The 19,012-nt window shown below is 70.9% G+C and carries 19 protein-coding genes; 6 read left to right on the top strand and 13 right to left on the bottom strand.

What is annotated here, in order from left to right; genetic code table 11:
- Nucleotides 1–160: 160 nt before the first annotated feature.
- The 3 genes from ACFXI3_RS43630 to ACFXI3_RS43620 form a co-directional block, all read right to left on the bottom strand.
- Nucleotides 161–1,435, bottom strand: a complete 1,275-nt coding sequence (locus ACFXI3_RS43630) for an HRDC domain-containing protein (RefSeq protein ID WP_378407810.1) — start codon at nucleotides 1,433–1,435, stop codon at nucleotides 161–163.
- 71 nt (nucleotides 1,436–1,506) lie between these two features.
- Nucleotides 1,507–2,223 (bottom strand): response regulator transcription factor, encoded by a 717-nt coding sequence (locus tag ACFXI3_RS43625; protein ID WP_033291604.1) that lies wholly within the window; start codon nucleotides 2,221–2,223, stop codon nucleotides 1,507–1,509.
- A gap of 673 nt (nucleotides 2,224–2,896) precedes the next feature.
- Nucleotides 2,897–3,460, bottom strand: coding sequence for a DUF3000 domain-containing protein (locus ACFXI3_RS43620; protein ID WP_344267488.1), 564 nt, complete (start codon nucleotides 3,458–3,460; stop codon nucleotides 2,897–2,899).
- 605 nt (nucleotides 3,461–4,065) lie between these two features.
- Between ACFXI3_RS43620 and hemE the strand changes: the two genes are divergently transcribed.
- Genes hemE through ACFXI3_RS43600 form a run of 4 tightly spaced genes read left to right on the top strand, consistent with a single transcriptional unit; the run spans nucleotide 4,066 to nucleotide 8,667 of the window.
- Nucleotides 4,066–5,148, top strand: coding sequence for a uroporphyrinogen decarboxylase (gene hemE, locus ACFXI3_RS43615; RefSeq protein WP_378407808.1), 1,083 nt, complete (start codon nucleotides 4,066–4,068; stop codon nucleotides 5,146–5,148).
- The gene (hemG, locus tag ACFXI3_RS43610) at nucleotides 5,145–6,554 is read left to right on the top strand and encodes a protoporphyrinogen oxidase (protein ID WP_378407806.1); all 1,410 of its coding nucleotides are present in this window, start codon (nucleotides 5,145–5,147) and stop codon (nucleotides 6,552–6,554) included. The genes hemE and hemG overlap by 4 nt, the downstream gene beginning before the upstream one ends.
- A gap of 46 nt (nucleotides 6,555–6,600) precedes the next feature.
- Nucleotides 6,601–7,293: a hydrogen peroxide-dependent heme synthase gene (gene hemQ / locus ACFXI3_RS43605; protein WP_101434650.1), complete on the top strand. Its 693-nt coding sequence runs from the start codon at nucleotides 6,601–6,603 to the stop codon at nucleotides 7,291–7,293.
- A gap of 6 nt (nucleotides 7,294–7,299) precedes the next feature.
- Nucleotides 7,300–8,667, top strand: a complete 1,368-nt coding sequence (locus tag ACFXI3_RS43600; RefSeq protein ID WP_378407804.1) for a CoA transferase — start codon at nucleotides 7,300–7,302, stop codon at nucleotides 8,665–8,667.
- Nucleotides 8,668–9,033: 366 nt separating this feature from the next.
- On the opposite strand, the gene ACFXI3_RS43595 is transcribed toward ACFXI3_RS43600, so the two are convergent.
- The 10 genes from ACFXI3_RS43595 to ACFXI3_RS43550 all read right to left on the bottom strand — a co-directional run bounded on the left by ACFXI3_RS43595 (nucleotide 9,034) and on the right by ACFXI3_RS43550 (nucleotide 17,273).
- Nucleotides 9,034–9,813, bottom strand: a complete 780-nt coding sequence (locus tag ACFXI3_RS43595; protein WP_378407802.1) for a TIGR04222 domain-containing membrane protein — start codon at nucleotides 9,811–9,813, stop codon at nucleotides 9,034–9,036.
- 101 nt (nucleotides 9,814–9,914) lie between these two features.
- Complete coding sequence (locus ACFXI3_RS43590) at nucleotides 9,915–10,241, bottom strand: hypothetical protein (protein ID WP_378407800.1); 327 nt, start codon at nucleotides 10,239–10,241, stop codon at nucleotides 9,915–9,917.
- Nucleotides 10,238–11,041: a DUF692 domain-containing protein gene (locus tag ACFXI3_RS43585; protein WP_378407798.1), complete on the bottom strand. Its 804-nt coding sequence runs from the start codon at nucleotides 11,039–11,041 to the stop codon at nucleotides 10,238–10,240. Before ACFXI3_RS43585 ends, ACFXI3_RS43590 begins: the two co-directional genes overlap by 4 nt.
- The gene (locus tag ACFXI3_RS43580; RefSeq protein WP_378407796.1) at nucleotides 11,034–11,864 is read right to left on the bottom strand and encodes a TIGR04222 domain-containing membrane protein; all 831 of its coding nucleotides are present in this window, start codon (nucleotides 11,862–11,864) and stop codon (nucleotides 11,034–11,036) included. The genes ACFXI3_RS43585 and ACFXI3_RS43580 overlap by 8 nt, the downstream gene beginning before the upstream one ends.
- A gap of 60 nt (nucleotides 11,865–11,924) precedes the next feature.
- Nucleotides 11,925–12,872 carry a TIGR04222 domain-containing membrane protein gene (locus tag ACFXI3_RS43575; protein ID WP_378407794.1) on the bottom strand — a complete coding sequence of 316 codons (948 nt, stop codon included), beginning with the start codon at nucleotides 12,870–12,872 and terminating at the stop codon, nucleotides 11,925–11,927.
- 97 nt (nucleotides 12,873–12,969) lie between these two features.
- Nucleotides 12,970–13,899 (bottom strand): TIGR04222 domain-containing membrane protein, encoded by a 930-nt coding sequence (locus tag ACFXI3_RS43570; protein ID WP_378407792.1) that lies wholly within the window; start codon nucleotides 13,897–13,899, stop codon nucleotides 12,970–12,972.
- Nucleotides 13,900–14,010: 111 nt separating this feature from the next.
- Nucleotides 14,011–14,439: a peptide-methionine (R)-S-oxide reductase MsrB gene (msrB, locus tag ACFXI3_RS43565; RefSeq protein ID WP_344267467.1), complete on the bottom strand. Its 429-nt coding sequence runs from the start codon at nucleotides 14,437–14,439 to the stop codon at nucleotides 14,011–14,013.
- A gap of 19 nt (nucleotides 14,440–14,458) precedes the next feature.
- On the bottom strand, nucleotides 14,459–14,764 hold the full coding sequence (locus tag ACFXI3_RS43560; protein WP_344267465.1) for a hypothetical protein: 306 nt from the start codon (nucleotides 14,762–14,764) through the stop codon (nucleotides 14,459–14,461).
- 70 nt (nucleotides 14,765–14,834) lie between these two features.
- A complete protein-coding gene (locus tag ACFXI3_RS43555) occupies nucleotides 14,835–16,481 on the bottom strand; it encodes a serine/threonine-protein kinase (protein WP_378407812.1) in 1,647 nt (548 codons plus the stop codon).
- A 117-nt stretch (nucleotides 16,482–16,598) separates the two neighbouring features.
- Nucleotides 16,599–17,273 carry a TVP38/TMEM64 family protein gene (locus ACFXI3_RS43550; protein ID WP_344267463.1) on the bottom strand — a complete coding sequence of 225 codons (675 nt, stop codon included), beginning with the start codon at nucleotides 17,271–17,273 and terminating at the stop codon, nucleotides 16,599–16,601.
- Between the two features lie 37 nt (nucleotides 17,274–17,310).
- On the opposite strand from ACFXI3_RS43550, the gene ACFXI3_RS43545 reads away from it, so the two are divergent.
- Nucleotides 17,311–18,333 (top strand): DNA polymerase domain-containing protein, encoded by a 1,023-nt coding sequence (locus ACFXI3_RS43545; RefSeq protein WP_378407790.1) that lies wholly within the window; start codon nucleotides 17,311–17,313, stop codon nucleotides 18,331–18,333.
- A 193-nt stretch (nucleotides 18,334–18,526) separates the two neighbouring features.
- Entirely contained in the window at nucleotides 18,527–18,919 is a 393-nt protein-coding gene (locus ACFXI3_RS43540; protein ID WP_116206681.1) for a DUF6221 family protein, read from the top strand.
- The last annotated feature ends 93 nt before the right edge of the window (nucleotides 18,920–19,012 follow it).

Raw genomic sequence — 19,012 nt, 5'->3', positions numbered from 1 at the left:
GCGTGAGGGGCCTTCGGCCTGTCACGCCGGGCAGCCCCCAAACGCCGGCGCGATCCCGCGTGGTGGGCGAGTGAGCGGTCAGGGCTGGGTCTGGTTGCGGAAGTCGTGGGCTCGTGTCCGGAGGTTTAAACCTCGACTTGAGGTCTAGACCAACCGGCCGTTATTCGGAAGCGGTGCTGTGCAAGGCCTTGCTCAGGGCTGCCACGGTCAGCTCGACCTGCCACGGGCGTGCTCCGCCTGCCCGTAGGGCGTCTGCTACTGCGTCTTCCGCGAGGTCGGCCGGGGGGCGCCAGCAGGTGCGGCGGACGAGGTCTGGCAGCAGCAGGTTCTCTACCGGCAGTTTGCGGTCTTCGGCGATCGCGGCCAGTGCGGCTCGTGCTGCGGCCAGGCGGGCGGCGGCGTCTGGGTCTTTGTCGGCCCAGCGGTTCACCGGCGGCGGGCCGTCGTTGGGCTGGCTCGGGCTTGGCAGTTCGCTCGACGGCAGGGCTTTCGCTGCCTGCAGGTGCCGTAGCCAGCTGGCCGTGTACTTGCGCTGTACGCGTCCGCTGAACACTGGCAGCGCTTGTAGTTCCTCGACTGTCTTCGGGTCCGAGGTCACCGCGTTGACGATCGCGCTGTCCGGCAGGATCCGGCTCGGCGCGCGGTCGCGTTTGCGGGCCAGTTCGTCGCGGGCCTGCCACATCTCCCGCACCGCGGCGAGGCCGCGCGGGCTGCGGATCTTGTGCACCCCGGACGTCCGGCGCCACGGCTCGGCGCGCGGCGCGGGCGGGGGAGCGGTGCGGACCGCCTCGAACTCCTGCTGCGCCCACTCCAGCTTGCCCTGCGCCGCCAGCTCGGCTTCGAGCTTCGCGCGCAGTTCGTTGAGCAGCTCGACGTCGAGAGCCGCGTAGTTGAGCCAGTCGATCGGCAGCGGCCGCTTCGACCAGTCCGCGGCGCTGTGCCCCTTTTCGAGTGTGTACCCGAGCAGCAGCTCCACGAGCGTGCCCAACGCGACGCGTTCGTACCCGGCCAGCCGTCCGGCCAGTTCGGTGTCGAACAGCGACAGCGGCCGCAGATCCAGTTCCGCCAGGCACGGCAGGTCCTGGGACGCGGCGTGCAGCACCCATTCGGTGTCGTTGAGGACGTCCCGCAGCGGGGCGAGGTCGTCGGCGAGCGCGATCGGGTCGATCAGCACCGTGCCGGAGCCTTCGCGGCGCAGCTGGACGAGATAGGCCTTCGGCCAGTACCGGTAGCCCGACGCCCGTTCGGTGTCGACGGCGACGGCTCCCGTGCCCGCGGCGAGCCGCGCGCACGCCTCGGCGAGCGCGACGGGATCGGTCACCACCGGTGGGGTGCCTTCGGCCGGTTCGCGGAGCAGCACCGGCGTTCCGGAGGCACCGGAGTTCTCGGTGGTCTCGTCTCCGGTCCGGGCTCCGTCCGCCTGTGCAGTTCCCATGTCCGACGACCCTACGGGACGAGCGGACCGCGCCTGGTCCGCCCGCCCCGCAGGGACGTGGTTCGTCGTCGTCAGCGGATCACGCCGGCTCGCATCGCCAGCGCGACCATCTGCGCCCGGTCGCCCGTGCCGAGCTTGCGCCCGATGCGGGACAGGTGGGACTTGACGGTGAGCGCGGAGAGGGAAAGCTCCTCCCCGATCTCCTTGTTCGACTGCCCGTCCGCGACGAGCTGGAGCACCTCCACCTCGCGAGCCGACAGCTCGCGCGGGGTGTTGTCGGTGCCCGCCACTCGCGTGCCGGTCGCCAGGACCGGAGCCACGCTCGGATCCGCGTAGACGCCGCCTTCGAGAACCCGGCGCACGCCGTCGGTGACTACCACCGGCGACGCCGACTTCAGCAGGTACGCCTGAGCTCCGGCCTGGAACGCGGAGCGCACCGCGTACGGGTCGTCGGAGGATGCCAGGACCACCACGCGCGGCCAGCCGTGGCTACGGAGTTCCGTAACCAGCTCGATGCCGCTGCCGTCCGGCAGTCCGAGATCGAGGATCGCCAGGTCGCACGGGCCGGTGGCCTGTGCTCGCGCCCTCGCCTCGGCCACCGTGGCGGCCTCGTGGACAGTGCCCGCACCCATCTGTGCGAGTCGTGCTGCGATTGCCTCCCTCAACAGCGGGTGGTCATCGACCACCAACACGGAAAAAAGCTCTTCCCGCGGGTGCGGAACCATGCTCGCCGGCAAAGCACCGGCTGGCGTGGATCGGACGGCCTGAGATAAGCCGACGGTAGCCACGTCACTACCTCCCTGGAGTCGGTCGTGCCCCCCGACCGGCACCGGGACCTTCGGCCGTTCAGCCGCGCCAGCTTTAGACCGAAAGTGGTGTCGTCCCAGGCACTGTAGCCGTCCGGACGCCGTTGCGGGGGGATCGAATGGGTATCTATCCGAAACAGTTCGTCACTCAGCGAGGTCGTTGTAACACGATCGGACTAACGATCGGAGTCTTGTTAACGACTGGCGACCCGGCCGCGATGCACCTGAGTTACCGGCATTGAAACGGGCGTGCAGATGGCCCGTGCACCTGCGGGTGCTGGCGGAGCCGGGCCGCCGCCCCGGCGGCCCGGACCCGGAAATGCGCCCCGGCCGGGGCAAGATCATTTTCTTTCACGTTTTGCCGCGCGCTCGGCCCGGCCGTCGGCGTCGTGGCGGAGGTGCTGAAAAGGGGCTCGGAACCGCGTCGAGGCTGGTTACCGGGGGTTCACTGCCTGTGATCACGCCCGGCCACGAACGTGCGGCATCCGGAGCAGCGGCCGCCGCGGTCCACGATGGACGGTCGGCGGCGGGCGCCGGCGAAGCCCCGCCGAAGATCCCGGCGGAGAGCTGGGAGGGCGCGAATCCGCCCGGGAAGGCGCGTTCGTGCGCGTGCAGGCGCCGCGAAGAGGCTGCCCGACCGGGTGAACTTGGGAAATCAGGAGCTCTGGCGCTGCTCGAACAGCGTGACGCCCACCGGCGGCAGCCCCACGACGCTCGCCATCACCTGGCAGAACGCGAGCCCGTGCGGGCCGAGCGCGGCGTCGGTCGGGGTCCAGGAGGCTCGCAGTTCGAGGTCGTCGGTGCGGGCCGGGCCGGAGATGTCGCCGAAGCGGGCCGAGGACGTCTCCGTGACCGTGCCGCCGAGCGCCTTCCACGAAGCGCCGGAGGCCTCCAGCGCGTCGGTGAGCCACGACCAGCCGACCGCGGGCAGGAACGGGTCCGTGGCGAGTTCCCGGTCGAGTTCGGCCCGGACGTACATGACCAGCCGCATCACGCCGTCCCAGCCTTCCTGGCCCTCCGGATCGTGCAGCAGAACCAGCCTGCCGGACGCCTCGACGTCGGCGGGTCCGGAGACCTCGCAGCTCAACGCGTACGACCACGGCGCGAGCCGCTGCGGCGCGCGCATCGTCTCCAGGCGGATCTCCGGGCGCGGCCGGACGGCTTGCAGCGCCGCGACGGCTTCGCGGAAGAGATCGGGCACTGGCGTCATCGCGGTCACGCACCGACTGTAGGGCGGCGACGCCCCGTTGCGGACGCAGGCGCGCCGAGCGAGACCCACCCGCGACCCGGCGGACGGCTCCGGGCGCCCTCCGTCCCTCCTGCCGTGGCCGCTCCCGCTGCGCCGTCGGCGAGGTCCTGCGCGGCGAGTGTGCGTGGTTGCGCGGCAGCCGGGCTGGTCGTGGCGTGTCGATGGTGAAGACGTCACCGATGCCGCATTGGTTGCCTCGCTCGCACCGAATGCCGCGCTGGAGTGCGGGGAACGCCACGCCAGTTGCTTCGCACGCAGCCGACGGCGCATCAGATGGGGTGCGCCGGATGCCTGAACGCTGCTTTGGATGCGCGGCACGCACCCAACCCCACGCGAGGCGCGCCCACCGCCACGTTGAATGCGTGCGGCGCAGCGAACACCACATTCGTTCCTCGCACGCAGTGAATGCCATGCCAAGTGCGTCGAATGCGGCGAATACAGCATTGAGGCTGGGCTGGCGTTGCCGAATCCGGTGCTGAGGCATACGGGATCCTCCAGCCGACACGGTCACCGGCAGCGGCCTCGGGGCTCATTGGGCACGGGGCGGCCCAGGACTGTCGGACCCGCGTGGGACCATGGGGGTCGTGCCTCAGGTTTCGTCCGCGCCCGTCGGCGCCCCGTCCGTTTCGCCCCGTCGCGCCCTGCCCGGCTCGGCTTTCCTCGCCGCCGCGCGCGGGGAGCGGCCCGCGCACGTCCCGGTGTGGTTCATGCGCCAGGCCGGCCGTTCGCTGCCGGAGTACCGCGCGCTGCGCGAGGGCGTCCCGATGCTCGACGCGTGCTTCGACCCGGAGATGCTCGCCGAGATCACGATGCAGCCCGTCCGCAGGCTCGGCGTCGACGCGGCGATCCTGTTCAGCGACATCGTGGTCCCGCTCAAGGCAGCCGGCCTTGACATCGACATCGTGCCCGGCACCGGCCCGGTCGTGGCCTCGCCGATCCGCGACGCGGAGGCGGTGCGCGCGCTGCCGAAGCTCGAACCGGAGCAGGTCGCGCAGGTTGCCGAGGGTGTTCGGCTGCTGGTGGACCGGCTCGGCGAGACGCCGCTGATCGGGTTCGCCGGAGCGCCGTTCACGCTGGCCAGCTACCTGATCGAGGGCGGCCCGAGCCGCAACCACGAGCACACCAAGGCCCTGATGCACTCGCAGCCCGAGGTCTGGCACGACCTCGCCGCGCGCCTGGCCGACATCGCCGCGACGTTCCTGCGCGCCCAGCTCGACGCGGGCGTCGACGCGGTGCAGCTGTTCGACTCGTGGGCCGGTGCGCTGTCCGAGCGCGACTACCGCGAGTTCGTGCTGCCGCATTCGGCCCGGGTGCTGGCGGTGGCAGGCGAGTACGAGGTGCCGCGAATCCACTTCGGCGTCGGCACCGGCGAGCTGCTCGGCGCGATGCGCGAGGCGGGCGCGGACGTCGTCGGCGTCGACTGGCGGATTCCGCTCGACGTCGCGGTCCGCCGGCTCGGCGGCAAGGTGTCGGTGCAGGGCAACCTCGACCCGGCGCTGCTGTACGCGTCGTGGCCGGTCCTGGAGGCCGAGGTGCGCCGGATCGTCGAGGAGGGCCGGGCGGCTCGCGGGCACGTGTTCAACCTCGGCCACGGCGTCCTGCCGGGGGTGGACCCGGAGGTGCTGAAGCGCGTCGTCGACCTGGTGCACTCGCTGTGAAACACGTCGCGGTCGTCGGCGGCGGGATCTCCGGGCTGGCCGCGGCGTACCGGTTGCGCCGGCTGCTCGGCGACCGGGTCACGATCACTGTTTTCGAGAGCACGGCCGCGATCGGCGGGAAACTGCGCACGGCGGAGGTCGGCGGAGTCAGCTACGACGTCGGAGCCGAAGCGTTCCTCGCCCGGCGGCCCGAGATGGTTTCGCTGGTCGAGGAGGTCGGTCTCGCCGATCGCCTGGTGCATCCGACGAAGGCGCGCGCCAAGATCCACGCGGGCGGTTCGGTGCAGAGCCTGCCGCCCGGCACCGTGATGGGAGTCCCGGCATCTGCGGATTCCGTCGCGGGCGTGCTGTCTGAAGACGGGCTGCGCGCGGTCGAGAAGGAACATTCGCTCGGCCCGGTCGAGCTGGGCGACGGTGACCTGCCGCTCGGGCCGCTGCTGCGCACGCGGTTCGGAGACGAGCTGGTGGACCGGCTGGTCGACCCGCTGCTGGGCGGCGTGTACGCGGGCGGGGCCGACGGTCTGGGCCTCCGCGCGACGATGCCCGGCTTGGCCAACGCGATCGAGGGCGGCGCGGGTTCGCTCACCGAGGCTGCTTCCTCGCTGCTGCCGAAAACACCGGGCACCGCACCGGTTTTCGGCAGTCTCGCCGGCGGGTTGCGAGGATTGCTCGACCGGCTGCTGGAGCTTTCCGGAGCTGAGCTGCGCACTTCGTCGACGATCCGCGCGCTCACGCGAACGCCGTCCGGCTGGCGTCTGGAGTTCGGTGCCGCCGCCCCTGCACACGCGCCCGCAGACAGTTCCGTGGACGCGGACGCCGTGCTGCTCGCGGTGCCCGCCCCGGCTGCGCGGAAGCTGCTCGACGGCGTCGCCCCGGCGGCTTCCACCGCGTTCGGTGAGGTCGAACTGGCGTCGATGGCAGTCGTCGCGTTCGCGTTCCCGCCGGGCACCGAGCTGCCCGACGCGTCCGGAATCCTCATCGGCGCGGGGGAGCGGGACGCGGAAGGCGTGCCGTACGCGTCGAAGGCGTTCACGTTCTCGTCGAACAAGTGGGCGCACTTCGGCGGCCCCGGCCCGGTGCTGGTGCGCGGTTCGGTCGGCCGGTTCGGCGAGCCCGGCGCGTTGAACGGCGACGACGATTCGCTGGTCGCGGCGGTCCGCGCGGATCTGGCCCGGCTCGCCGGGGTCACCGCGAAGCCGATCGACACCCTGGTGACGCGCTGGGGCGGCGGCCTCCCGCAATACGGCACCGGGCACTTGGAGCGGGTGACCCGGATCGAGGCCGCGGTGGCGGACATCCCAGGCTTGGCCGTGGCGGGCGCCACGCTGCACGGCGTCGGCCTGCCGGCCTGCGTGGCCACGGCCGATGCCGCCGCCCAGCGGATCGCGGAGCAGCTCTTCGTGTGACGGAGCCCCATGGCGATCGCCGCGGCGGCAGTGCCAGGATGGAGCTATGGCGCGGCTGAATTACAACGAACTCAACGACACGATCCGCTACACCACGTGGTCGGTCTTCCGGATCGAACCGGGGAAGTTGGGGGAGGACCGCGGCGCCGCGGGCCGCGAGACGGCCGAGTACCTCGACGGGCTCGAGGCCAAGGGCGTCGTCGTCCGGGGCGTGTACGACGTGTCCGGCCTTCGTGCCGACGCGGACTACATGATCTGGTGGCACGCCGAGGAGATCGAGCAGGTCCAGGCCGCCTACACCGGCTTCCGGCGCACGCCGCTCGGCCGCGCGTCCACGCCGGTCTGGAGCCAGACCGCGCTGCACCGGCCCGCCGAGTTCAACAAGAGCCACGTGCCCGCGTTCCTGGCCGGCGAGGAGGCGCGCAAGTACATCTGCGTGTACCCGTTCGTCCGGTCCTACGACTGGTACCTGCTGCCCGACGAGGAACGCCGCAAGATGCTGGCGGACCACGGCAAGGAAGCGCGGGACTACCCGGACGTGCGTGCCAACACCGTCGCGTCGTTCGCGCTCGGCGACTACGAGTGGATCCTCGCCTTCGAGGCCGACGAACTGCACCGGATCGTCGACCTGATGCGCCACCTGCGCAACACCGAGGCCCGTCGCCACGTGCGCGTCGAGATCCCGTTCTACACCGGCACGAAGGTGCCGCCCGCCGAACTCGTCGCGGCTCTGCCGTAACCGCCGGTGCAGGACGTACTCGCCGGGGCCTGGCAGTCGCTCGCCGGGGAACCGCTGCCCGCCGTGTCCTTGGCCGGCGACGAATCCGTGCTGCCCGGGCACTTCCGGGTCCCCGCCATGGCGACCGCCAGCATCGCCGCGGCCACGCTGTCCGCCGGCGAACTGCTCCGCCTGCGCGGCATCGACCCCGGCACCGTGTCGGTCGACACCCGGCACGCCGCGGCCGCGTTCCGCAGCGAGCAACTGCTGCGCATCGACGGCGAGCCCGCGCCGAGCCCGTGGGGCCCTATCGCGGGCGACTACCGCGCCGCCGACGGCTGGATCAAGCTGCACTGCAACACCTCACGGCATGAAGCGGCGGTCTGCTGGGCGCTCGGCGTCCCGGCGACCCGCGAAGCGGTGACCAAAACCGTGGCCGCGAAGTCCATGGCAGAGGTCGAATCCGCCGTGGTGACCGCGGGCGGCGCGGCAGCGTTGATGCGCTCGCGCGAAGACTGGCTGGCGCATCCGCAAGGCCAGGCCGTCGCGGAACTGCCCCTGGTCGAGTTGGACCGAATCGGCGACGCGCCAAAGCGCACGCTGTTCGACTCGGACCGCCCGATGGGCGGCGTCCGCGTCCTGGAGCTGACCCACGTGCTCGCCGGCCCCGTCGCAGGCCGCGTGCTGGCGGCGCACGGCGCGAACGTGCTGCACGTCGGCGCCGCGCACCTGCCGAGGATCCCCATGCTGACCATGGACACCGGCCAGGGCAAACGCTCCGCCTTCGTCGCGCTCGACACCGAGGGCGGCCGCGCGAAGCTGAAGAAGCTCATCGCCCGCGCGGACGTCCTGGTCCAGTCGTTCCGCCCCGGCGCACTCGCCCGGATCGGCCTCGGCCCGGAACAACTCGCCGAACTGCGCCCCGGCCTCGTGGTGGCGGACCTCTCGGCGTACGGCTGGACCGGCCCGTGGGCCCGCCGCCGCGGCTTCGACAGCCTCGTGCAGATGTCGTCCGGCATCGCCGAGGAATACGCCACCGACGCTCCGGCGCCGCTGCCCGCACAGGCACTCGACCACGCGACCGGCTGGCTGACCGCCGCCGCGATCATGACGGCCATCCGCCGCACGGTCACCGACGGCGGCAGCTGGCACGCCCGCCTCTCCCTCGCCGGCACCGGACGGTGGCTGGATTCCTTGGGCCGCAAGGATCCGACACCGTCCGAAGTGGACTACACGGACGCGCTCGAGACGGTCGACAGCGACTTCGGCCAGATGACCCGGGTGCGGATGGCCGGAGAACTGCCGGGTGCGCAGCCGCATTGGGACCACCCGTCGCACAAGCCTGGCGCGGATACGGCGGTGTGGTCGCCGGTTGTGCCGCAGCCAGTTCCGTGAGCACAGCTGGTTTCGCGGGCGCTGTCGGTTCCGCGAGCGCAGCCGTTTCGTGAGCGCCGTGCGAGTCCGGTGAGCGCAACCAGTTCAGCGAGTTGCCACCGGACGGTGGGAGCCGCACCGGCCCGGTGGGCACCGCCGGTCTCGTGCGCGCAGGCAGGTCCGCGGATGCCCTGGCCCGCCAGCGCCGCGGCGGTTTCGTGCGTTCAGCCAGTCCCGTGAGCGCTGCCGATCCCGCAAGCACCCGGTCTGCGAGCGTCCCGGCCTGCGAGCACCGCGCCGATCTGCAAGCACCGCCAGTCCTGCAGGCACCGCGCCGGTCACCAGCCTCGCGAATCCCACCAGCCAACGCCGCTCGCGCCACACCGGCTAAATCGGCATAAGCCCTCCCGCGATCCGCTTGTCCGGATAAGCCGCCAGCCCGCCCAACGCGACAAGCTCGGCCGGTCCTGAATTACGGCCCCCAGCACCCTGCTGTTCGGCCTGGGCGAGCACCGTCGCCCCAGCGGTCGTCGGCGGCAGCGACTTGACCGTCCGCTCGCCGAACGTCTTGGTGATCCGCTGACTGCCGACCAGACAGAGCCAGAGCGTCAGCCCGGTCTCGATGAAAACAAGCAGCACCATGACGTTCAGGTGAGACCGGCCGACGTCGTAGACCAGCCGCGCCACGCCGATCGCCAGCACGACCACGGCGATCGCGGTCAGCGTGTACCCGAGGCTCGTCAACGGCCTGCGCCGGCTGACCAGCCGCCGCTGGACCAGATCGGTTTCGAGCGTCCGTATCGCAGCCTTGACCGCCGAGGACCGCGCGATCCACGACGCCAGGAGACCTCGACCGGCCGCCTGGTGCACGGCTTGCTCGACCGGCGGCGACGCCGGTGGCGGACCGGCGGCGGCGACCTCGCCCAGCGGCCCGACCTGCAGCTGGCCGCGCGAGAGCAGTGCCGCGATCGCGGTTTCCACCACCCGAGGCCGCCCGTCGGCCAAGTACGCGACGTCGTAGGCATCGCGCGGCACGGCGGCCGACTCCGGCGCGGACGCCTGCGTGGCCAGGTTGTTCTTGCCCATGGCCAGAATGCTCAACACGCCCACGGCGGTGGCCGCGTAGACGAGATAGATCGGGCTCAAGGCAGCCCAGAATCCGTTCACGACAGGTTCCCTCCCTCCCGGTCCGGCAGAGATTGGACAACACCGCCGTAACCAGACATGTCGTCAGCGTAACCAGCACCACCGACAAAACCGGAACGGGCTCAGCGGCGAAACCATCTGCGCCGGGGTTTGGGCAGGTCACCGCGGGCGACGAGCCACTCCGCGAACGCGTCGGCATACTCGCGCGCCCGGATCGAAGTCGTCTTCGGACGCTCCGCCGCGTAGGCGTCGAACAACGGCCGATACCGCGAGCCGAGCGTCTCAGGCAGGTCCGGTCGCAGGTACGCCACCAGTCGTCGCCGCTTGGCGAGCAGGACGTCGGCCTCGATGCGCAACCTCGAGGCATCGAAGCCGGACGGTGCTTCGGCTCCGGTCAACAGGCTGTCCAGCAACGCAGCCTGCCGAGCAGCCAATTCTTCCCGGCTCACAGCGTCACCGCGGTCCGCAACGCGACCAGTTCGGCAGCGAGTTCGGAATCGGTGGGGTAGTCGTCGTCGCGTTCCAGAAGAACACCCGGCGGGTCCGTGCGCCGACGCAGTTCGGAGAGCAGATCCAGCACCTCCGGCAGCACCGGATGCGCGTGCGTGTCGTGATAAACCCCGTCGCGCTCCACGCCGCCCGCCATGTGCACGTACGCCAGCCGCTCCCACGGAATCCCGTCCAGGAACGCCACCGGATCGGTGCCCACGTTGCGCGCGTTCGCGTACAGATTCGCGACGTCGATGATCAGCAGACAGCCGGTCCGTTCGGTCAGCTCGGTGAGGAATTGTTCCTCGGTCAGCTCGCTTTCCGGCCATTCCAGCAGCGCGGCGATGTTCTCCAGCGCCAACGGCACGTCCACAATGGACTGAGCGAGCCGGACGTTGTCCACCAGCACGTCCAGCGCCTCGCGAGTGCGCGGCAGCGGCATCAGATGCCCGGAATCGAGCCCGCCCGCGCGGACGAAGCACACGTGGTCGCTGGCCAACGGCGCGTCGAGGACCCGCGCCAGCTCGGCCAGATGCTCCACCCGCGCGGTGTCCAGCGGCTCGGCCCCGCCCAGCGACAGCGACACCGCGTGCGGCAGTACCGGCATCCCGCGATCCTTCAGCGCCAGCAGGCTTTCCGGCAGATGCGGGGCGTGCAGGTTCTCCGCGACCACCTCGACCCAGTCGACGCCCGGCAGCCGCGCGATTGACAGGTCCAGTTCCGGCCGCCAGCCGATGCCGATCCCCAGCCGGTCAGCCACCGCACCCACCTCCGCCTCCGCATCCGCCGCCACCGCCGCAGGACGATCCGCCGCCGGACGAGCTTCCCGCGCCGCTTTTCAGCGCCAAGCTTGTCGCATGGTCCGGATACAGCGCGAACCCGCCCAGCGCGACCAGTGAAGCAGCCCCGGCGAGCAGCGCGCCGGACTGTGCCCGCCGGGCCGCCGGATCGGTCCGCACCGCGGCGACCATCGCTCGCCCGGCCTTGGTCAGCTGGACTTTCGGCCGCTTGCGACTGGTCACCGCCAGTACCAGGAGAATCGCGGTGACCGCCAGCAGCACCGTCAGCCCGCCGGTCGGCCGGTGCAGTGCAGAGCCGTTCGCCCAGCGCGCCAGACCGACCAGGAGCAGAGCGACGTAGACGAGAACCACGCCCGTCGCGAAGCGGGCGGAAGCGACCGCGACCAGACCGCGCTGGCGGAGGTCGTTCCCGATGCTCCGCACCGGCGCGGAAACCGCTTCCGCCGTACGCAGCGTCGCGGCCGTCCGGGGCCGATTCCGCACGGCCTCGTAGACCGCCTGTTCAACCGGCCCCGTCGGCGCTCCGGAGACAGCGGTGAGCTGGCCCCTGGTGTCGACCCGCAGCAACCCGCGCTCGATCAGCGCCGCGATCGCCGTGTCGACTGTGCGGTGGTGCCCGCCAGCGAGGTAGGCGACTTGATAGACGTCGAGCGGCCGGTGCACGTCCGCAGGTGCTTTCGGCCCGACTCGCGGCCAGGCCAGTTGCACCACCAGCGTCAAAGCCAGTGCCGCTCCGTAGATCGCCAGGAACTGCGGGCCGGAGATCCCCCACGGTTCATGCACGGCGTCTCCCTCCTCGGTCCGGATACCCTGCTGACGCCCGGACCGCGCCGTTCGTTGCGTCTATCCGCCGCAGCCGCCCCCGCCGCCGCAACTGCTGCCTCCGCCGCACGAAGACCCGCTGCTGCACGAGGAACCGCTGCTGCACGACGATCCGCCGCTCGATCCGCCGCCTCCGCCCCAGGTCGTTCCGCCGCCGCTGAGCAGCGCCGTGCTCATCTCGTCGTCCGGATACAGCGCGATCCCGCCGAGCGCGACCACCGCCGCGGCCCCGACGAGCACTGCTCCGCCGCCGTTGCCGCTTGTGGAGGCGAACTCCTCAGGCCGCTCCTGCGCGGCTTTCGCGTCTTCGCGGGCCCGCACCACGATCGCGTGGCCCGCGTCCGTCGCCCGGGAAGTCTGCGTGCCCTTTCGGGACGTATAAGCGATCAGTGTCAGAATCCCAGCCACGAAGAGCAGCCCGATCAGGCCGCCGATCGGCCGGTCCAGCTGCGCTCCGTTGACCGCGCGCACGATGCCGATCAGCAACAGTGCTGCGTACACCGCCACAACGCCGATGCGGAAGCGGTCCAGTCCGTCGCCGACGGTCACCAGCCCGCGCCGCTCGAGGTCTTCGCGGATCTTGTCCACTTCCGCCCGGACCACCGGCAACCTGCGCACTGTGGCAACGGTCGCCGTGCCGCCCTGCGCGGCGTCGTGCACCGCGCGTTCCAGCCTCTTGCGAGACGGCCGCTTTCCGATCGCGCTCAGCTTGCCTTTGCTGCTCACGCGCAGCAGTTCTTGCTCCAGCAGCGTCGCGATCGCGGTGTCGACCGTGCGGTCCGAGCCGCCGGCCAGGAAAGCGAGCTGGTAGACGTCCGGTCGCAGCGGTGCCTCGACCGCGGCGGGCGCGTTCCGCTGCCGCGACCGCGCGATTGACGGCCAGCTCAACTGGACCAGCAGCACGACCGCCAGCGCCAGGCCGTAGATCAGCAGGAATTGCGGGCCGGAAATGCCCCACGGTTCGTCCACGGTTTCCCCTCTTTTCCGCGTTGCCGGAACCCTAACCGGCCCGGTGCCGGAGGCTGTCGGCAGAACTGACGCGGCTGATGTCCGATTCGTTCCCGGCTCAGCTGTTCCCGCCGCCGCAGCCCCCGCCGCCTCCTCCGCACCCGCTGCCGCAGCCGGACCCGCATCCCGAACCGCCGCACCCGGATCCGCAGCCCACCCCGCCGCAGCCGGAACCGCAACCCGCTCCCGCGGCCCAGTACCCGCCTGCTCCGGCGAACCCGCCCGTGACGCCGGTACCCGCGACAGCCGCCCGTGCCTGCCGAGTCGCCGGGAGGCCGCGAAGCAGCGCGACCCGCAGTTCGCGATCCGGATGATTCGAAAGCCCGCCGACCGCAACGCTGCCCGTCAAGCCGCTGATGAGGCTCTGGTCCGGCCACGCCGCTTCAGCAGCCTCGCGTCCGGCATCGGTCGGCCGGGTCCACCGGGCAGCCCGGCGACGGGACAGCGCGGCGAACGCGAACCACCCCGGCAGCAGAAGCGAAATCAGCACAAAGCCGTTCAGCCCGCCGACGAACGCCGCCACCCCGGCCGCTGTCAGCACCGCCTCTTCGATCGCGGTCCACTTCCACGCCCGTTGCAGCGCCTGGCCGTCGACGAGCAGACCGCGCTTGGTCAGGTCGTCGACCAGCTCGCGGACCGCATCGCCCCAGACGAGACCGCGCAACACCGTCGCGATCCCGACCCCCGTACCGGCCAGCTCAGCGGCTTCCCGGCTCAGATCGTCGGACGGTTCGGTCGGCGTGCGATACAGCCGTCCCACGGAATCCGCCCGCAGCTGCTCCCGCTCCAGCATCGAGGTGACCGTCGTTTCGGCGACGCGGATCGGGCCGTTCGTCAGCAACGCGACCTGTGCCGCGGACGTCAGCCGGGTTTCGGGATGCCTGCCGCGGCGCAACCGGGCGGCGGTGCGCAGCCCGAGCCACCAGCAGACCAGCGCCAGCACCAGGATCAGCGCGGCCGGCATCGCGCGTTCGATCGTCCACTCCATCACGGACCCCCTCCGGATGAACAATCCACGCTACCTGCCCCGCCGGGGTTGCCGCCGGACGAAAAACCGCCCTCCCCGGGACGGGAAGGGCGGTCTTGGGGGACCCGGGCGTCAGTCGCCGGATTCCTCGACGAGCTTCAGGGAAATCGAGTTGATGCAGTAGCGCTGGTCCGTGGGGGTGGCGTAGCCCTCGCCCTCGAACACGTGCCCGAGGTGGCTGTGGCACGAGGCGCACAACACCTCGATGCGCCGCATGCCCATGGTGCGGTCCTCGCGCAGCAGCACCGCGTCCGAGTCCGCCGGGTCGTAGAACGACGGCCAGCCGCAGTGGCTTTCGAACTTCGTGTCGCTGCGGAACAGCTCCGCGCCGCAAGCCCGGCACTCGTACACGCCGGTGGTCTTGGTGTCGGTGTACTCGCCGGTGAACGGCCGTTCGGTGCCGGCTTGCCGGAGCACCGCGTACTCCTCGGGGCCCAGCTGCTCCCGCCATTCCTGGTCGGACTTCACCACGCGGGGAGTGGTGCCGACGACGGGTTTCATACCTTTCACCCTTCCCACGTTACCTGGAGAGAAAAGCGACCGTGTGCAGCGCGATGTCCCAGGCGGTGACCAGCAGCCCGAGCACGATCAGCACCACGACCAGCGCGGACACCCAGTAGCGGAGCCCGCCGGTGCGGCTGCTGGACTCGGCGAAGTCGGCGACCTGGTCCAGGCACGCCTCGACGGTGAAAGTCGGCCCGGTGCGCTCCATCCGGTCGAGATGAGCGGCGAACGCACGGGCCTCCGGGTCGTACGGATCCAGCCCGACCAGATCCTCGTGGAACCGAGGATTCCAGCCCGGCGGCAGAGCTCCGTTCTCGGCCATGCCTCAACGGTAGGCTATTCGCCCCGCCGGACCCACCTCTGCGGCGAGTGTCACTGCGCGGAGGAACTCGCTAGGTGCCCGAGGCCGGAGCATCCACCTTGGTGTTGCTGTCGATGCGCATCTGCCCGCCGATGATGACGATGTGATAGGGACGGCGAACGCCGTTGAGTTCCATCGTCAGATCCAGCGAGCCGTCGGGGTTGGGGGAGCCCAGAGCGCGAGCGCTCCGGTACCCCTGAACCTTGTGGCTGTCGTCGTCCGCCCAATAGGCCGCGTAAGCCTCTTGCGAGCCGTAGACCGCTTGCGCCGCAGGCGTCAGCAAGTTCCAGCCTTGGCCGGGGGCCGGATAATAACTGTCGGTGAGAAAGCGGCCAGCCGCACCGTAATCGGTGATCTTGCCTTCCGACGGGGTTTTGCCCAGACCCGCGGGGCTGGCGGAGCTGCTGGGCGCGTTGCTGGGCGAAGCGGTCTGGCTCGCGGGCGGCTGGTTGCCCGGCGGCTGCGCATTCGAACCCCCGCTCGTGCCCCGGCTGTTGCTCAGCACCAGGAACACCACCAACGCCACCACGACAACCGCCGCGGCCCCGCCGACGAGGAGCGCCATCTTCTTCTTCCGCGCCGCAGCAGGCGAAACCCGCTCGCCCGACCCGGCACCGGAGTAGTTAGGCGCAGCAGCCGTAGGCGAAGGCCGCACCGCAGGCTGCGCACGCGGCGGAGTGTTCGGCGGGGGAGCGGGACGCGAAGGCGCGTTCATCGGCATGAACGCCGCAGTCGGCGTCCGCGGCGGGTTCGACGGAGCCTTCGGTGCGGCCGCGGCAGCGGCCGCCGGAGCGCCGGAACGTGCCCACGGCGGCCGGGATCCATTGCTCCCCGGACCGCGATTCCCCGACAGCAACTGCTGCGGCGCGGCCGGTTCCCCGGTCGCCAGCGACGCCAGCCGCTCGCGTGCCTCGGCCATGCTCGGCCGCTCGGAAGCCTCGCTGCGCAGCAGGCTCATCAGCAACGCGGTCGCCGGACCGGCCTGCGTCGGCGGATTGACCTGGCCGTTTGCCGCCGCGTACAGCAGCGCGAGCTGGTTCGTGGTGTTGCCGTACGGCGTCTGTCCCTCGATCGCCTGGTACAGCGTCGCGCCGAGGGCGAAGACGTCGGAGCTGGGCACTGGGTCGGCACCGCGGGCCAGCTCGGGCGCGAGGTACGCCGGGGTGCCGCCGATGAGGCCGGTCTGGGTGAGCGTCATGTCGCCGGCCGCGCGGGAGATGCCGAAGTCGGTGATCTTCGCGGTGCCGGTTTCGTCGATCAGGATGTTGCCGGGCTTGACGTCCCGGTGCACGATCCCGGCGCGGTGCGCGGCCACGAGCGCCGCGGCGACCTGCTCGCCGATCCGTGCGACCTGGCCGACCGGCAGCGTGCCCTGGTCGGACAGCACCGCGGACAGGCTCGGGCCGTTGAGGTACTCCATGACGAGACACGGGTCGCCGCCGTGCTCGGCGACGTCGAACACGACGATCGCGTTGGGGTGCTGGAAGCGGGCGGCGTTCTTCGCCTCGCGCATGGCGCGCTGGCGCATGTTGTCGCGTTCGGCCTCGGAGACGCCCGGCTGCGGCAGGATCTGCTTGATCGCCACGGACCGCTCCAGGCGCACGTCGACGGCACGCCACACCACGCCCATGGCACCGCTACCAATGTGCTCGACAAGGCGGTAGTGCCCCGCGATCAGCTGCCCGGTGTCGATGACGCCCGCTCCTGACGAAAGTCCCGTGATCGTGTTCGTGCGCAGCACGGATGCCCCTCGCGCACCCGGACGAGTGTAGCGGTCGGAAGTACCTGCCCGCCGTCAGCCAGCCGGTGCCGACGGCACGGGAGCCTCCGGCTCGGCGGCTGGGACGCGCTTCCTCAGCACTCGCACCAATCCTGCCGCGCCGAGCGCCGCGAAGACCGCGTAGCAGGCCAGCAGAGCGGGCGGCGTGTCGCCGGTCAGCGCGTCCGCGAAAACGACCACCGCGATGGTCCCGGGGACGCTGCCGAGCGCCGTTCCGGCAAGGTACGGAAGGAGTTTCACGGACGAAACGCCGCACAAGTAGTTCATCACCGAAAACGGGACGACCGGGATCAACCGCAGCGATGTGATGGCGAGCACGCCGCCGTCGGAGAGCCGGTCGTTGACGGCCCGCACCGGCGCGCGGTGGAGGTGCCGGAGGATCAAGTCCCGGCCGAGCAGCCGCGCCAGCCCGTACGCCAGCGCGGCGGCGATCGTGGTGGCCGCCAACGCGATCAACACTCCCGCGACGCTCCCGACGAGCAACCCGGCGGCCAGATTGAACACGGTGCGCGGAATCGGCGCGACGGTGAGCAACGAGTAAGCCACGAGGAGTACCAGCGGAGTCATCGATCCGGTCGCCGCGGCCCACGTGCGCAACTGCGCCGGACCCGGGATCGGCAGCCACAGCGCGGCGGCGCCGAGAAGAGCTAGCACGACCAGGGCGACGATCAGCTTGGTTCTCCCGGACACCCCGCCACGGTACGGCACTCGCGGCTACGGTGGCCGCATGGCCAAAAACGGCGATCCGGTCGAATACCAGGTGGGGGAGCGCACCGTCCGGGTGTCGAGCCCGGACAAGGTCTATTTCCCCGAACGCGGCATCACGAAGCGGCAAGTCGTCGAGTACTACCTCTCGGTGGCCGAGCCGTTGTTGCGGGCGATCGGCGAGCGGCCGACCACGTTGAAACGCTACGTCGACGGAGTCACCGGCGAGTGGTTCTACGCCAAGCGCGTGCCCAAGGGCGCGCCGGACTGGCTGGAAACCGCGCGGATCGCCTTCCCGTCCGGCCGTACCGCCGACGAGGTCTGCCCGACCGAACCCGCGGTGTTCGCCTGGGCGGCCAACCTCGGCACCTTCGACTTCCACCCGTGGCCGGTGCGCCGGTCCGACGTCGACCACCCGGACGAACTGCGGATCGACGTCGACCCGCCGGAGCGCGCCGGGTTCGCCGACGCGGTCGAGGTCGCCGGCGTGGTCCGCGAGGTGCTCTCCGACGCCGGGCTCACCGGCTACCCGAAGACCTCCGGCGGCCGCGGCGTCCACGTCCTCGTGCGGATCCGCCCGGAATGGGACTTCATCGCGGTGCGGCACGCGGTGATCGCGCTCGGCCGCGAGGTCGAACGGCGGATCCCGGACAAGGCGACGGTGTCCTGGTGGAAGGAGGAACGCGGCGGCCGCGTCTTCCTCGACTACAACCAGGCGGCGCGGGACCGGACGGTCGCGTCGTCCTGGTCGGTGCGCGGCACCCCTCGCGCGACCGTCTCGACGCCGCTCACCTGGGATTTACTGACCGACGTCGATCCAGACGACTTCGACGTGCTGACCGTCCCCGACTTCCTCGCCAAGCACGGCGACCTGCACGCGCCGATGGACGAGACGGCGTTCGGCCTCGAGACGCTGCTGGAGTGGTACGAGCGCGACGACCGCGACCTCGGCGGCGCGGAGCTGCCGTACCCGCCGGACTACCCCAAGATGCCCGGCGAACCGAAGCGAGTGCAGCCGAGCAAGGCCCGATCCGACCAGGCGTGATCGTCCGATTGCCGGGTGTGATCACTCTGGGTGATCAACATTGCGGGGAATTTCTGTGATGTTTCCGCAGGTCGTACCGATTTTTCCGAGGTCGATTACCATGGGGCGCGCTGCTGACTGGTAACGCGCCGGGGTCGAGGTGCGACTATTGCCGGGGCCGTAGGGGGGCCAGGCCTCGGAGGAGGGAGACGTCGTGGACGACCTGATCGCGTTCCTCGCCGCGCGCGTCGGACAGCGGCAGGCGCTGATCATGCAGGCGGTGCAGAAGGGCAAGGCCGGCGAGCCGCTGAACCGCGGAGAGGCCAAGGTCGGGCTGGAGGAGCGGGTCCGTTCGCTCGGCGATCTTGAGCTCGACGTGGTCAATCAGATGATCAACGAGATCGAGGCGACCCGGCGGATCATGCTCGCCCATCGGACCACGGTGTCGGAGAAGGTGCCCGGGTTTCCGTTGTACGGCAGTGAGTATTGGTGTGAGACCTGTCATGTGCCTGCGGACGAGGCTGGGTCCAATTGGTGTTTGACGTTGCGGTTGCTGGCGTTGCCGTATGCGGAGCATCCGGATTACAGCGAGCGGTGGAGGCCGTAGGGGGCGGCTCGTCGCCTGGCGGCGACATTGCGCACGGTGGTTGCGTGGGGCACCCCGAAGCTGATTGTGACGACGGACGGCGGGTGCTTGTCA

Origin of the sequence: Amycolatopsis sp. NPDC059235 (assembly GCF_042754125.1) — a bacterium.
Taxonomy (GTDB): Bacteria; Actinomycetota; Actinomycetes; order Mycobacteriales; family Pseudonocardiaceae; genus Amycolatopsis; species Amycolatopsis albidoflava.
The sequence above is the reverse complement of the archived record's forward strand: the minus strand, read 5'-3'. Positions and strand labels throughout refer to the sequence as shown.